The organism is Paraglaciecola arctica (genome assembly GCF_018861065.1).
Lineage (GTDB): Bacteria > Pseudomonadota > Gammaproteobacteria > Enterobacterales > Alteromonadaceae > Paraglaciecola > Paraglaciecola arctica_B.
In genome coordinates this window covers 64,598-78,218 of sequence record NZ_JAHKQO010000007.1, presented here as the reverse complement: position 1 = coordinate 78,218, position 13,621 = coordinate 64,598, and the positions used below count along the sequence as shown (strand labels likewise).

15 protein-coding genes are annotated in these 13,621 nt (G+C 40.0%); 7 read left to right on the top strand and 8 right to left on the bottom strand.

All coding sequences use genetic code 11. The features are described from left to right. Positions 1-199 precede the first annotated feature (199 nt). From KO534_RS02530 to KO534_RS02520, 3 genes are read left to right on the top strand one after another with little or no spacing between them, the layout of a single operon-like run. On the top strand, positions 200-1,495 hold the full coding sequence (locus tag KO534_RS02530) for a peptidoglycan DD-metalloendopeptidase family protein (protein WP_215926882.1): 1,296 nt from the start codon (positions 200-202) through the stop codon (positions 1,493-1,495). An 8-nt stretch (positions 1,496-1,503) separates the two neighbouring features. Then, entirely contained in the window at positions 1,504-2,622 is a 1,119-nt protein-coding gene (locus tag KO534_RS02525; RefSeq protein ID WP_215926880.1) for an anhydro-N-acetylmuramic acid kinase, read from the top strand. Next, positions 2,619-3,086 carry an Lrp/AsnC family transcriptional regulator gene (locus tag KO534_RS02520; protein ID WP_215926878.1) on the top strand — a complete coding sequence of 156 codons (468 nt, stop codon included), beginning with the start codon at positions 2,619-2,621 and terminating at the stop codon, positions 3,084-3,086. The genes KO534_RS02525 and KO534_RS02520 overlap by 4 nt, the downstream gene beginning before the upstream one ends. Positions 3,087-3,114: 28 nt before the next feature. Here KO534_RS02520 and KO534_RS02515 read toward each other — a convergent pair whose 3' ends face one another. Both KO534_RS02515 and KO534_RS02510 read right to left on the bottom strand, forming a co-directional pair. Further along, entirely contained in the window at positions 3,115-4,230 is a 1,116-nt protein-coding gene (locus KO534_RS02515) for a succinylglutamate desuccinylase/aspartoacylase domain-containing protein (RefSeq protein ID WP_215926876.1), read from the bottom strand. A gap of 27 nt (positions 4,231-4,257) precedes the next feature. Further along, the gene (locus KO534_RS02510; protein WP_215926874.1) at positions 4,258-5,499 is read right to left on the bottom strand and encodes an EAL and HDOD domain-containing protein; all 1,242 of its coding nucleotides are present in this window, start codon (positions 5,497-5,499) and stop codon (positions 4,258-4,260) included. Positions 5,500-6,207: 708 nt separating this feature from the next. On the opposite strand from KO534_RS02510, the gene rpoH reads away from it, so the two are divergent. Next, a complete protein-coding gene (gene rpoH, locus KO534_RS02505; protein ID WP_215926872.1) occupies positions 6,208-7,068 on the top strand; it encodes an RNA polymerase sigma factor RpoH in 861 nt (286 codons plus the stop codon). Between the two features lie 88 nt (positions 7,069-7,156). Here rpoH and KO534_RS02500 read toward each other — a convergent pair whose 3' ends face one another. The 3 genes from KO534_RS02500 to pip all read right to left on the bottom strand — a co-directional run bounded on the left by KO534_RS02500 (position 7,157) and on the right by pip (position 9,573). After that, positions 7,157-8,080 carry a bifunctional GNAT family N-acetyltransferase/hotdog fold thioesterase gene (locus KO534_RS02500; protein WP_215926870.1) on the bottom strand — a complete coding sequence of 308 codons (924 nt, stop codon included), beginning with the start codon at positions 8,078-8,080 and terminating at the stop codon, positions 7,157-7,159. A 90-nt stretch (positions 8,081-8,170) separates the two neighbouring features. Next, positions 8,171-8,608 carry a D-aminoacyl-tRNA deacylase gene (gene dtd / locus KO534_RS02495; RefSeq protein WP_215926868.1) on the bottom strand — a complete coding sequence of 146 codons (438 nt, stop codon included), beginning with the start codon at positions 8,606-8,608 and terminating at the stop codon, positions 8,171-8,173. Continuing rightward, positions 8,605-9,573 carry a prolyl aminopeptidase gene (gene pip / locus KO534_RS02490; protein WP_215926857.1) on the bottom strand — a complete coding sequence of 323 codons (969 nt, stop codon included), beginning with the start codon at positions 9,571-9,573 and terminating at the stop codon, positions 8,605-8,607. The genes dtd and pip overlap by 4 nt, the downstream gene beginning before the upstream one ends. Positions 9,574-9,691: 118 nt before the next feature. Here pip and KO534_RS02485 point away from each other — a divergent pair, with 118 nt between their 5' ends. After that, positions 9,692-9,919 (top strand): hypothetical protein, encoded by a 228-nt coding sequence (locus KO534_RS02485; RefSeq protein WP_215926855.1) that lies wholly within the window; start codon positions 9,692-9,694, stop codon positions 9,917-9,919. A 2-nt stretch (positions 9,920-9,921) separates the two neighbouring features. Beyond that, the gene (locus tag KO534_RS02480) at positions 9,922-10,557 is read left to right on the top strand and encodes a DUF2959 domain-containing protein (protein WP_215926853.1); all 636 of its coding nucleotides are present in this window, start codon (positions 9,922-9,924) and stop codon (positions 10,555-10,557) included. Positions 10,558-10,564: 7 nt separating this feature from the next. Here the strand turns inward: KO534_RS02480 and KO534_RS02475 are convergent, their stop codons facing one another. Together KO534_RS02475 and metF are read right to left on the bottom strand one after the other, a co-directional pair. After that, positions 10,565-11,422 carry a virulence factor BrkB family protein gene (locus tag KO534_RS02475; protein WP_252731916.1) on the bottom strand — a complete coding sequence of 286 codons (858 nt, stop codon included), beginning with the start codon at positions 11,420-11,422 and terminating at the stop codon, positions 10,565-10,567. Between the two features lie 75 nt (positions 11,423-11,497). After that, positions 11,498-12,382, bottom strand: a complete 885-nt coding sequence (gene metF, locus KO534_RS02470) for a methylenetetrahydrofolate reductase (protein ID WP_215926849.1) — start codon at positions 12,380-12,382, stop codon at positions 11,498-11,500. A 145-nt stretch (positions 12,383-12,527) separates the two neighbouring features. Here metF and metJ point away from each other — a divergent pair, with 145 nt between their 5' ends. Further along, complete coding sequence (gene metJ, locus KO534_RS02465; protein WP_215926847.1) at positions 12,528-12,860, top strand: met regulon transcriptional regulator MetJ; 333 nt, start codon at positions 12,528-12,530, stop codon at positions 12,858-12,860. A 67-nt stretch (positions 12,861-12,927) separates the two neighbouring features. Here the strand turns inward: metJ and KO534_RS02460 are convergent, their stop codons facing one another. Then, positions 12,928-13,608, bottom strand: coding sequence for a glutathione S-transferase (locus KO534_RS02460; RefSeq protein ID WP_215926845.1), 681 nt, complete (start codon positions 13,606-13,608; stop codon positions 12,928-12,930). Positions 13,609-13,621 lie beyond the last annotated feature (13 nt).

Genomic DNA, 13,621 nt, shown 5'->3' with positions numbered 1-13,621 from the left:
CTTGTTAAAAATCTACTATTTAATTCGTTGTGAACATTTTACTTGGCAAGCCCTTGCAATGAAAGGGCAATAGTATTTTTAACAATAACTTAAAGTGATTAGCTACACCTAATAAACTACTCAAAAAACCACCCTTAACTGGAAAATCCTTGGTAATCCATATATTCTGCAGTTATGTTCGAAAAAGTGTAGTGTGTTTGTGATTAAAAAGACCTTTAATAATATGCCTAAACCGCACAGATGGTTTATATCTGGGGTAGCGGGATTTTTGTTCGTTTTGATTCTTTTTCCCTCTAAACCCGTGAGTGCTATCAAAAACGCTGCCACGACTTTAGAAATTGGTAAACGATACGATTTAGATGTTAACTTTGATAATTTCAAAGTAGAAGACTTTTCTATTGTAGAGGAAATGAACACCCCTCAGTCTGTAGTTGTCAAAAAGGGGGACAACTTAGCCACAATATTTAAACGCGTTGGCCTGTCTCCTCAACAAACTTACCATGTCAGCAAAGCGGGAACTCAAGCAAAAAAATTACTAAAGATAATGCCTGGTGACGTTTTAGAATTACAAATTGACCCATTAGGTCAGTTAGTATCCTTACATTATCCCTATACAAACACCGAAACATTAGTCATTACCAAAGCTGAAGACAACGCTTTCACAAGTACAATTGAAACTCTTGAAGTAGATACCCGTTTAAATTACACCCAAGGTGATGTCACCAACAGTTTTTGGAATGCGGGCTTAAAGGCCAATTTATCCAATAACCAAATCATGCAAGTAGCCGGCATTTTTGGTTGGGATATCGACTTTGCTTTAGGCCTGAGAGCTGGCGACAGTTTTTATGTAATGTTTGAAGAGCATTACATTAATGGAGAGTTCATTGAAAATGGCGACATAGTAGCCGCGCAGTTTGTCAATCAAGGCGAAACCTACACTGCCATTCGTTATCAAGATGGTAATTTCTACACCCCTGAAGGTCGTAGTATGCGTAAGAGTTTTTTGCGCGCACCGGTTAACTTCAGATACATTAGTTCAAGCTTTAAAAAGCGCCGTTTTCACCCTGTTCAAAAACGCTGGAAGGCTCACCGAGGCGTAGACTATGCAGCAGATCGTGGCACCCCAGTTATCGCCGCAGGTGATGGTAAAGTCATCAAATCAAGCTATGACAAATACAACGGTCATCATGTTTTTATCCAACACGGTGAAAAATATGTAACCAAATATCTACACTTTACCAAGCGTAAAGTTAAAAGAGGGCAAACCGTTAAGCAAGGGCAATTGATAGGAACTGTTGGCTCGACAGGTCTAGCTTCTGGTCCGCATTTGCATTATGAATTTTTAGTAGACGGTGTGCATCGCAATCCACGCACTGTAGATTTACCGAAAGCGCAACCCATTGAAAATAAAGAAAAACAAAAATTTATCGATATTGCTAAAAACAGATTGCAGCAGCTAAATAATAACAAACGTATAATGTTAGCAATGAATTAAGGCCTGTTATGCCACAGCTATACCTAGGACTAATGTCTGGTACCAGTATTGATGGGGTGGATGTTGCATTAGTCGACTTTTCAGGCTCTCAACCCCGACTGCTAGACTGTCAAACCTTTCCTTTTTCTGCAGCTTTGTGTGCTGAGTTACATAGGCTATGTGCACCTAGCGAAAATGAAATAGAACGCATGGGACGCGCCGACAGGGCGTTAGCTGAAGTATTTGCTGAAGCATCTCTACAATTACTCAAAGACAACTATGTTCGTCCCGATCAAGTTAGAGCAATCGGTTCTCATGGACAAACAGTTCGTCATATTCCACATGGAGAACATTGTTTCAGTATACAAATTGGCGATCCCAACACCCTAGCCGCACTGACAGGTATTGATGTAATCGCCGATTTTAGACGTAAAGACATGGCCTTAGGCGGTCAAGGAGCCCCCTTGGTGCCGGCATTCCACAAAGCCGTATTCGCCAGTCCAAATAAATCTAGAGTGGTAATTAATATTGGTGGCATAGCCAATATCACTTACCTTCCACAACGGGATTGTGATGCCATTATTGGCTACGATACAGGCCCTGGAAATACCTTGTTAGACGCTTGGTGTAAACTACATACTGGCAAAGATTATGATGAAAAAGGCCAATGGGCAGCACAACGCTCCGCCGATACCGAGTTATTACAACTGTTGTGCTCGCATCCCTATTTTAGTTTGCCGACACCTAAAAGCACGGGTCGGGAGCAATTTAACCTTCCGTGGCTACAACAAAACCTAGCTAATTTATCTCGAGAGGTTGATCCACAGGTAGTGCAGTCGACTTTAGTTATGCTGACCACCCACACCATTGCCAAACAAGTTTTACAATTTAAAGATGTAGAGCAAGTGTATCTCTGCGGTGGTGGGGCGCGAAATGAATTTCTTGTAGAAGAACTAGAGTCCGAGCTACATGAATGTGAGCTATTCACAACAGATGAGTTAGGTGTTGAAGCGGATGCAGTAGAAGCTATGGCCTTTGCGTGGCTAGCCTATGCGCATGTTAATAATATACATGGCAGTATTGCCAGTGTCACCGGAGCTAAAAAAGGGGCAGTATTGGGCACTTTGTGCCCTGGCAAAGTAGAATGACAAAACGTCCTTTAGATAAAACAGATATTGCTATTTTGGCCGCGTTATACAAAGACGCCAGAATGAACAATAAAGATATTGCTGTATCAGTGGGCCTTGCCCCTTCTTCATGCCTTGAAAGAATTAAAAAGTTGCAAACTGAGCAGGTCATTAAGGGGGCGCAATTAAGCGTCGACTTTAAAGCCTTAGGCGGCAATATTCAGGTGATGGTTTCTATCCGCCTTTCTAATCATAGTCGCCCTACTGTGGATACCTTTCAAAAGCAGTTAGCTAATTTACCCGAGGTGATAAGTCTTTATCACATGGGAGGAGAAAATGACTTTTTATTGCATGCGAGCTTAAGAGACACAGAACATTTACGAGACTTTGTATTTAACGCTATTACGGCAAGAAAAGAAGTAAACCATGTTGAAACTGCATTAATTTATAACCAAATAAATGGCACAGAACTGCCTAAGGTATAAGTCGCGTTAAATTACTTTCGTTATGCCCTTACAGCTCAAAATACTCAGTAAAACACTTATACAATTGAGTACCACTTAACACCGAAGCTGAAGGAAAATGTAGAATAGCCACCAAATCACATGGCGCGAGTATTTCTGTTGTCGCCTCGTCGGTATCAAGATTATCCACATTGAGCACTCTAGCTAATACCTCTCCCTTTTGTACAACCTCGCCTGGCTTAACGATATACTCTACAATGCCACCCTGCCGGGTAAAGAGTGTCTTATAATGGCGTAGCATGACCGCTTTACGTGACATCTTTTCTGGGATAATGGTGCTATTAGGTAAACATCCTTTTGCCGTTAAATACGCTAGAATACTTTTTGCGTCATATTCACCTTCTGTGAAACTAATCACTTCTTGGCTACCCATTTCCAAAGTGAACGCCTCAACGGTAAAATCAACTGTCTTTTGGCGTTTGTTACTCACTAAATCTGCCAGCAACCACCAAGGGCAGAATGTGGCTTCATCTAACGCACCTGAAAACACATTAGGCATAAATATGACATGTGGAATGTTGAATAAACTAGCAGATTCCTTCGCATACTCAGGCACATAAAGGTGCCGCGTTGACACTGGCCCGTTATGCAAATCAAGCACGTAATCTGCATCAAACGCTAATTGTTGCAACTTTAGATTGAGATGCTGAGCTAATCCAACCCCCCAAGTTTCGCTTAATCGAGTTTGCAATTGCTGTTTCATTTCTAGGCGAAATCGAGATTTGATTGACTCTACAGATTCCTCATCTTCAATGCTGCGTGCAAATTTACGAATAAAGGCATCGTCATAGTAGTAACCACGATTCCAATTTGTACCATTAACAGGGTCAAAACGCCCTAAGGTATACTCCCCCGCCTTGATATTAGTCCCAACCGGGTTGCAGTTAGGTACCAACAATACTTCACCACAAATAGGCAAAGTTTTAAGCCACTGGACAAGTTGATAAATAACTACATTGCCTTGCACTTCAGCGCCGTGAATCGAACTTTGTATATAAACCTTAGGCCCTGGCTTGGCACCAACAAACCGATACATAGGCACATTCATGTTTCTGCCAGACGCATTCTGTGCCACCACTAGATGCTCTTTGAACAACTGATTCATACGACTAGGCAGTCCTGTCTAAAATTTCTATGTTTTTGTTGCTGGGAAATGCGGGGATATTGAACGTCGAACACCATTCCCCCAAAGAATCGCTTCATTAAATAGGCTATGGAGTAGCTTTTGATCTAATTCTAGAATTTTAGAAATCCTAATCACCTTCAACCAGTTACCACTTTCAAAAGCCTTAGCTAACATTAGGTACATGGATAGATCATTCTGTCCCCCACAGAGCGCCTCTTTTACTTCATCAACTAGAGGTAGTTTTTCAATCAAAGACTCCATTTGTTGATCAAGCAAAGCATCAAGCAATGAAAACAGCCCGACTAAAAAGGCGGTGGGAGGGTTATTGCCGATATTTTTTTCAGTTCCAACTAGATCACAAAACCTTCCGCGAACGAGAGACAAATGTAGTAACTCTAAAGGTTTGTCATCTGATAAGTTTGCCAAAGCCAACAAAGCTATAAACTTCTTAATTTCAACTTCGCCCATATAATTCAAAGCATGGCGTAATGACGTAATTTTGTAGCGTTTATTGATCATTGGGTTATTAATAAAGCGTAACAACATATACGACAAACCCACATCGTGCTCAATCACGCTATTAATGCTTTCAATATCAAACGATTCGCTAGAACTAGCCCCCATCAGTTCGACTAAAGTAAGCTTGGAGGTAGGAATATTTTTACTCGAAACAGACATAGGCCGGGCAAAAAAGTAGCCTTGGAAATAGTCAAACCCCATGTCCCTAAAAATACTAAAACTCTGCTGGGTTTCAACTTTGTCTGCAATCAGTTGTACATTTGCATCAATAAATCGGTTTACATTTTTTTCGAAGAAATCCAAATTTTCGTGATTAGAATTGACTTTTAGCATGTCAACATAGGGTATAAAGTCATCCCAACTAGGCTTTAGTCGACAATCTTCCAACGCAATTTTATAACCCATGTTTTTTACATGTTTGCACACATCTAAGAGGCTACTATCTTCATTGCGCCCGGTCACTAACTCCACCACTACATTTTCTGGGTCAAGAGAAGCGGGCAGACCGCTCATTAATGTTTCAGATTGAAAATTAATAAGTGACTTTTTGTTGCAAGATATATCATCTAAATTGAGGGTCTGATAATTTTTGGCGATCAGTTTGGAAGTTGCCTCATCTCTTTCAACTTCAGGATAACAGTTATTTTTGCCATCTCTAAAAAAAAGCTCATACGCAAAAACTTCTTTGTTTCTGTCCAATATTGGTTGGCGAGCTATAAAAGCAAACATATACGTCCTGTCTAATTTTTTATTATTATGGGTTATCGTTAGGTCAACAATAACGGACCATTTTTTTGAACAACGATTGTATTTTAGACATCATAACACTAAAGAAAAGGGGGATGAATAGACTGTTTTCTAATCATTTAGTATTAAACCTAAGCACACACAAAATTGCTGTTCTACTAACTGATACGTAATCTTTACTATTTTAGTCGCTAAAAGCATAAAAAAAACTAGCAAACTAGGCTTATTGAATAAAATAGCGTCAGTTATCTAACCTCAAATGATGCAGCCTTGTTTCTATGTCAAAACGCTTTAGGGTAAAGGTTTGACTTGCTCTTTCTCCATTAAAAAACAATACTTAAAATTAAGTTGCCATTTATCTCTAAAATGCCTTGACGCGCAACCTACGAAAACATAAATTAACCGCCTTTCTAATAGTCTACTTATTACGAAATAAAGCCATTATTTGGATTGGCCCGTAAAAATGAAACTATTGTGCTTTTTCAGCAAACAATATTCTAATTTTATAACACGACTTGAAAAGATAGATTACGCCACAACATCTATTCGGATATCCGAATTGGAATTTTTTACGATTGTGGCGGTCTACTAAGTTAGAGCAAACGTATAGAGAGTTTGCGAAATGAATTAGAGTCGCGGAGCAATGTCTTTTTTGCTAGAATCGCGAGCAAGGTGTAATACGAGGTATCTATGAGTACGAGTACAGATTTACGCGCACTAACGTTAACCGTTCCGCAAACGGGTAGCATTGAAACTTATGTCCAAGCTGTAAGTGGCATTAATATGCTTAGTGCTGAAGACGAGCGAGCTTTGGCTGAACGTTTACAACAAGACGATGACTTACAAGCGGCAAGAAAGCTAATTATGTCTCACTTACGTTTTGTAGTGCACATCGCAAAATCGTATTCAGGTTATGGTTTGCCTCAGGCTGATTTGATTCAAGAGGGCAATATTGGTTTGATGAAAGCGGTGAAACGCTTTGATCCAACAGTAGGTGTTCGTTTGGTTTCTTTTGCAGTGCATTGGATAAAAGCCGAGATACATGAATTTGTATTGAAGAATTGGCGCATTGTTAAAGTTGCCACGACTAAAGCCCAACGTAAGTTGTTTTTCAACCTTCGTAAGAATAAAAAACGCCTTGGTTGGTTTACCCATGCTGAAGTACAAAAAGTAGCAGAAGATTTAGGCGTTAGTACTAAAGAAGTACTGCAGATGGAAGCTCGTATGAGCAGTCATGATCAGGCATTTGACTTATCTGCTGATGATGATGAAAGTGGTAGTTTTGCGCCAGTACAATTTCTTGAAGATAAAAGTGAAGACGTAGAATCTGAAGTCATTAATTCAGATTGGGACTCGAATGCATCTGATAGATTATACTCGGCGATTAAAACACTTGACGAACGTAGTCAACACATCATTCAAACGCGCTGGTTATCGGACGACAAAACCACACTTCAAGACTTAGCAGATAAATATCAAGTTTCTGCGGAACGCGTTCGACAAATTGAAAAAAATGCGATGAAAAAGCTACAAAACGCAATGGCAGCTTAACCGCAATTGCCCAAATGATTATTTAAAAGCGCGATTTTCGCGCTTTTTTTATTCCAGATTTTTACCTCTCCCCCAATTTGCTGTCAATTTAAGAATCTTCTTCAACCGCTGATTCGGTAATGGGTAAAACCCAGAATACCCCAGAAAACTCAGCAACAGCATTGTCGCCGTCTAAAATAGCGACACTTAGCTTAATTTGACATTTTTTGTTTTTACCAAGAAGTTCAAATTTTCCAGTTAATGATTCTATGTTACACAATGCTCTAGGCTGCAAGGTAATCGGTTTGTGATAATGAATATTGCCATCACCTAACACTATTTCTCCGTCCAACCCTTTCTCTTTGAGTTGCAAAAATATCATTCCCCAACCAGTTAAAGTGGCTAAAGAAAAAATACTGCCTGCGAACATAGTGCCATGTAGATTAATATTTTTGTTCAAAGATGCCCTAGTTTCTAGGGTACGACCGCTAAACTGATGTAACTTGATCCCCATTTGTTCACTGATAGGGATAGTGTCATGCCAAGTATCTTGCAACAATTTGCACCACTTAGGATGCAATAAAATACTACTCGGGTCGCTTAATTTTTTTACCATTTGTTGACGTTGTTGTTCCCCAAGTTCTTTCGGGGCGCCTTTTTGAGCTTTAAATCCTAAACTCGTAAATAACGCTATGGACGCTTGAGTACTATTGGTCACAATTCGTACCGCCCCCTCAGTCCTTGCCACAGACTCTAGAGAGGCGACTAACATTTTAGCTAGCCCTTTCCCTTGGTAAGCTTTTTCAACTGCAACATGGCGCACTTGTGCCTCTTCTGCCGTATTCATATGTACTCGACCAACGGCAATCACTTCTCCATCTGAGTTACGCATCATCCGGTGTTGGCTGACTTGTTCGTACTCATCCTTTTCAGAACCTTCAGGAAAGTTCCAAGGCTCTCTTAGCATTTTCCAACGAAATGCAAAATACTCTGTAAAATCTTGTTCGCTAGATGGCGTTTCAATTTTATACATTTTATCAAGGCTCTCAATGATTTAGTTGCCTGAAGACTTTAGGTCTCAACAGTAGCAAGTATTAGAAACTATAAAATCACTAGCAGCAAATTATACTTGTAATTGAAAAGTCACGGGGCCGTCGTTCAATAACGAAACCTGCATATCTGCAGCGAACCTTCCGGTTTGGCAGGGTACGCCATTATCGCTGCAACACTTGATGAAATATTGATACAGGGTTTCACTAAGCTGTGCTGGCGCTGCGCTCGAAAAACTCGGGCGATTACCACTTTGTGTATCAGCAACTAAAGTAAACTGCGAAACAATCAGTAATTCCCCTTTTACTTGTTGTACATTGAGATTCATTTTGCCTTGTTGGTCTGAAAAAATACGATAATTCATCACTTTCTGACTCAGTTTTTTAGCCTTAGCCTCATCATCATCTTTTTCAATCCCCAACAACACTAATATACCGTGTTTTATTTCACCCACACATTTGCCATCAACTTCTACTTTTGCATGTTTGACTCTTTGGATTAACGCTTTCATTGTTTCTCTTTCCAAAATTTTGCCATAGCTTGACTTGCCGAACACAGCGCCTGGGTAATCAACTTTTCTGAAGAGCTATGCCCTGATTCAGGTACTATGTTCAACTGACTGTTTTGCCAAACTTGACTCAAAGAATAGGCGCCTTCAATTTTACATACACTGTCGTAACGGCCGTGAATAATACTTGCGGGTAGGTGCTGAATTTTATCAATATTTTGCAAAATAAAGTTTTCTGGAATAAAACACTGGTGTTTTATGTAGTGGCATTCTAATAAAGCTAAACTAATTGCACTATGAACATCTGAGATCAATTGACTCTCGTCAAACCGACAATGAAGACGGCTTATTCTGGCTTCCCATAGGCACCATGCCTTGATTGCCGCCATTTTTTGTATTTCATTGTCGCTCTTGAATATTTGGTAATAAGCATCGACTATTGATAAATCTGCAGATTTACCTTTAATTGGCACTAAAAACTCCTGATAGTATTCTGGAAACAGTTGAGCGGCACCTCCTGTTGCTTCTAAATACCAATCATAATCCTGTTCTCTTGCGAGAAAAATACCACGTAGTATTAGTCCAATCACACTTTCTGGCTGACGAATAGCCACCAATAACGCTAAAGTGGACCCCCATGAACCACCAAATAGCACCCATTTTTTGACATTGAAATGTTGCTGAATGATTAATACATCGTCTACTAGGGCATGGCTATTATTGCTTTCCAGTTCTCCAAAAGGCAGAGATTTTCCACATCCTCTTTGGTCGAATCCAATGATCCAGTATTTTTCAGGGTCAAAAAAACGCCGGTAATCTTTACCAATTCCCGCTCCTGGGCCACCATGTAAAAACAACACTGGTATGCCTTTCGGACTGCCAGCTTGTTCCACATATAAGGAGTGCCCATTGGAAACTTGCAACATTTCACTCGCAAAGGGTTGGATATCAGGGAAGAGTAGAGTCATATAAATTTACACATCCTATTTGTTTATTATTCACTAATGCTTTAATTTACTACCTAAGTGCATGAAAAAAGTGTACGAAAAGCGTACAAAAAGTACTTTATCTTAGTGGAGGCACAATATGTCAGGTCAAGGTTCAGGTGGCAACGTAATTGCCGCAATTTGCAATTTTTTTATTCCGGGTTTAGGTCAGTTAGTACAAGGTAGAATTTTAGCTGCCATAATATTTTTTGTTTTGGTGAGTGTAAATTACTCACTTGCAGCAACAGGCATTTTATTTTTTATGGCCTTTTTTGGCTTTATTTTTCATATTTGGGCCATTATTGACGCGGCGCGTTTTAAAGGATAATCATGAAAAAACTAATATTAGTCTCATTATTTGTATGTTTGGCTGGATGTCAAAGCGCCTATTACGCCGCATGGGAAAAAGTCGGTGTTGAAAAACGAGATATTTTGGTAGACCGCGTTGAAGACGCCAAGGATTCCCAAGAAGATGCACAGCAACAATTTACTTCTGCGTTGGATGAATTTAGCCAACTTATCAACTTCGATGGCGGTGAATTACAAGATGTATATGAACAGCTTAAAGATCAATTTGAAGCCAGTGAAGAATCGGCCAATACCCTTACAGATCGCATTGACAAGGTAGAAAGTGTAGCTGAAGCGCTATTTGATGAATGGGAAGATGAGCTAGAAAAATACACCAACGCTAAACTCAAGCGCGATAGTCAAAAACAACTAAAAGATACCCAACGTCGCTATACCTCCTTAGTTCGCACTATGCGCAAAGCTGAAAGTACCATGGATCCTATCCTGTCTTCTCTAAGAGACAACGTACTGTACTTAAAGCATAACCTTAATGCCAATGCAGTAGGTGCACTACAAGGCGAGTTCAATGGCATTAAGAAAGAAATTAATCAGTTGATTGTAGAAATGAACAAAGCCATATCTGAATCAAATAACTTTATTTCTAGTTTACAAAATTAATCCCAAATTATGATGACGACGCAAGGTCGTCATCATCTTCGGTAAAGGTATCTTCTGATTCTTCGTTCAAGAACACCTCTAAAACATGAGTCACCTCTGCACCAATCAGCACCACCACCCATGACAAATAAACCCAAACGAATAAAATAGGGATAACCGCTAACGCGCCGTAAATAAGTTCATAGGATGGAAAACTGGTTACGTAGATAGCAAATATTTTCTTGCTAGCTTCAAACAATAACGCAGCAACCAAAGCGCCACATGCGGCATGTTTAGGAGAGATTTTTTTGTTAGGCACCAACATATAAACAATAAAAAAAGCAAATACTGAGGTAATAAAAGGCAAGGTTTTTAATAGGGTAGTAGTAAGACCTGCGGTATATTCTTCAGCATAAGTTGCCAAACCAACAAGGTAGGAGCTCATGATAACGCTGAAACCCATAAGTAAAGGACCTAAAGTCAACACCATCCAATAGATTGCAAAAGTAAAGATCAGTGGACGTTCACTCTTCGATTGCCAAATACTGTTTAGGGTTTTATCTATGTTGGATATAAGCATTAACGCAACAATAACCAGCGAAAGGATCCCAATGGCTCCCATACTAGAAGCATTGCCAACAAATTCACTCATATAAGTTTGTACTTGATCACCAGCTGTTGGCACAAAGCTACTAAAAATCAACGCTTCTAAATCGCCTCTCACTTCTGCAAAAGCCGGAAACATAGACAGAACATTAAAAAAGACCATAATAAAAGGAACAAGAGACAACAGTGACACATAAGCTAAATGCCCTGCTGAAACTGTTATTTTATCTTTTTTACAGTGACCAAAAAACAACAGCAAAAATCGTTTTGCTGTTGTCATGCTTTCTCCAAAATTTGCGATCCCTATTGATTTAACCTGCATGTACTTTAATAAACCTTAATAGCCAAGATATGACTAGTCTGCTCTAACGCCTAACATATGGCAAATAGCATAACTTAGCTCACTGCGATTCAAAGTATAAAAATGAAACTTTCTAATACCTTCTTTGGCCAAGACTTTAACCATATCCATAGCAATATTAGCCCCCATCAAGTTACGTGTAGTTTGGTCATCTTTATCCAAGCCATCATACATTTTGTGAAGCCATTGTGGCACATGTACGTTGGTAAACCCGGCAAAACGCTGTAATGTCTGATAGTTAGTGACAGGTAAAATCCCTGGGACAATATCCAAGTCAATGCCTGTAGCAGCGGCGCGATCTCTAAAACGTAAAAACACCTCGGCATCAAAGAAAAACTGACTGATGGCTTCTGTTGCCCCGGCATCGGCTTTTCGCTTCAAATTGAGTAAATCGAATTGACTATTTGGCGCTTCTGGGTGTTTTTCAGGATAAGCCGCTACTGCGATTTCAAAATCAGCCACCTCTTTTAACAATGCCACTAGGTCAGATGCATAAGACTGAGGTTTTTCAACTCCGTCCGGCAAATCACCGCGCAATGCGACTATTTTTCTGATCCCGCTTTGCCAGTAATCCTTTGCAATTTCAATGAGCTCTTCTCGGGTAGCATCCACACAAGTTAAATGTGGCACTGCCTGAATCCCTGTCTCTGCCTGTATGCGTTTCACCACGTCATGGGTTCTGTCTCGTTCACCACTATTGGCGCCATAGGTCACAGACATATAGGATGGCTTAAGTGGCGCTAAACGCTCTACTGATTTCCACAAGGTTTGTTCCATTGATTCGGTTTTAGGTGGAAAGAATTCAAAGGATACATCGATCCCCTGCACCTCTGATAATGATTGATTTAATGCATCTATCCCTTGTGCGTAAGACGCCATGGGTAACTCCAAAAGTATTTAGCCGTTTAGACGTCTAAAGTAAACTTTGCACGCAGAGCCGTCAAGATGTTTAGAAGTCTATCATTGACCTTTTGCTGGTATTGTTTAGAATTTCCATGCATAAGAAAGACTAAAGAATACATTTATGGCAAATTCGACAAAATGGAACGGTGAGTATATTCACCCCTATGCTGAGCATGGCAAAAAAAGTGAGATGGTGAAAAAAGTCACAGTCTCTATTCCACTGAAGGTATTAAAAGTGCTAACCGACGAACGTACTCGCCGTCAGGTAAACAATTTACGACATGCGACCAATTCGGAATTACTCTGTGAGGCATTTTTACATGCCTTTACTGGGCAACCCTTACCAGATGATGAAGATTTAGAAAAAGATAATACCCAACTTATCCCCAAAGAAGCCAGACAATTGATGCTAGAGATGGGATTAACCATTGATACTGAAATTGAGGGCGATTAAACACTTACACCTAACGTTTAAGTGCTTAATTTCCTATTAGAACTTATGGAAAATACGCAGTGTTCCCCTAAACATAATCGTACTTTCCACCCTTGCCTAAAGCCGCCTGATATCCCGACCTTGCATGGACTTTTTCTACAAACTGAGTAATGTTAGGGAAGTTTTGGGTATTACCTCGAGCAACAGCGGCCTCTAATGGAAAACTCATTTGTATGTCCGCTCCTGTTAAATATTCCCCTGCAAACCACGGATTATTTGCCAGATGGCTTTCAATATAATCCATATTCTTGGCAATGATCGGACCGTAATAAGACGCCATTAACTTATCCACAATCTTATTTGCTATGATCTTCACAAAAAATGGTTTGGCGTTGGTTCTAACCTTATCAAGCACTAACTTGGCCACTAAGGGTGGCATTAAAGTACCTTCTGCAAAATGCAGCCAATAAGTATATTGTCTATGCACTTCCGTGCCTCGCTCTGGGTCAACAAGCTGTCCTGGAGCATTTTCTTTGTGGTAAGTCCCAATTAAGTATTCAATAATCGCACCTGACTCGGCAATAGTAATATCGCCATCAGTAATGATTGGGGATTTACCTAGAGGATGAATTAAGGTCAAAGTGTTCGGTGCTAGGTTCGTTACCTTATCTCTTTGATAGGTCTTAACTTGATATTCAAGGTTAAGCTCCTCTAACAACCACAAAATACGTTGTGAACGCGAGTTATTTAAGTGGTGAAGTGTGATCATCTTTAGCTCCTTA

Bases quoted from the DNA above. Each gene is read 5' to 3' on its own strand.
- KO534_RS02525 (WP_215926880.1), top strand. From the start codon at position 1,504: ATGCCACAGCTATACCTAGGACTAATGTCTGGTACCAGTATTGATGGG.
- KO534_RS02520 (WP_215926878.1), top strand. From the start codon at position 2,619: ATGACAAAACGTCCTTTAGATAAAACAGATATTGCTATTTTGGCCGCG.
- KO534_RS02515 (WP_215926876.1), bottom strand. From the start codon at position 4,230: ATGAATCAGTTGTTCAAAGAGCATCTAGTGGTGGCACAGAATGCGTCT.
- KO534_RS02510 (WP_215926874.1), bottom strand. From the start codon at position 5,499: ATGTTTGCTTTTATAGCTCGCCAACCAATATTGGACAGAAACAAAGAA.
- rpoH (WP_215926872.1), top strand. From the start codon at position 6,208: ATGAGTACGAGTACAGATTTACGCGCACTAACGTTAACCGTTCCGCAA.
- KO534_RS02500 (WP_215926870.1), bottom strand. From the start codon at position 8,080: ATGTATAAAATTGAAACGCCATCTAGCGAACAAGATTTTACAGAGTAT.
- dtd (WP_215926868.1), bottom strand. From the start codon at position 8,608: ATGAAAGCGTTAATCCAAAGAGTCAAACATGCAAAAGTAGAAGTTGAT.
- pip (WP_215926857.1), bottom strand. From the start codon at position 9,573: ATGACTCTACTCTTCCCTGATATCCAACCCTTTGCGAGTGAAATGTTG.
- KO534_RS02485 (WP_215926855.1), top strand. From the start codon at position 9,692: ATGTCAGGTCAAGGTTCAGGTGGCAACGTAATTGCCGCAATTTGCAAT.
- KO534_RS02480 (WP_215926853.1), top strand. From the start codon at position 9,922: ATGAAAAAACTAATATTAGTCTCATTATTTGTATGTTTGGCTGGATGT.
- KO534_RS02475 (WP_252731916.1), bottom strand. From the start codon at position 11,422: ATGACAACAGCAAAACGATTTTTGCTGTTGTTTTTTGGTCACTGTAAA.
- metF (WP_215926849.1), bottom strand. From the start codon at position 12,382: ATGGCGTCTTACGCACAAGGGATAGATGCATTAAATCAATCATTATCA.
- metJ (WP_215926847.1), top strand. From the start codon at position 12,528: ATGGCAAATTCGACAAAATGGAACGGTGAGTATATTCACCCCTATGCT.
- KO534_RS02460 (WP_215926845.1), bottom strand. From the start codon at position 13,608: ATGATCACACTTCACCACTTAAATAACTCGCGTTCACAACGTATTTTG.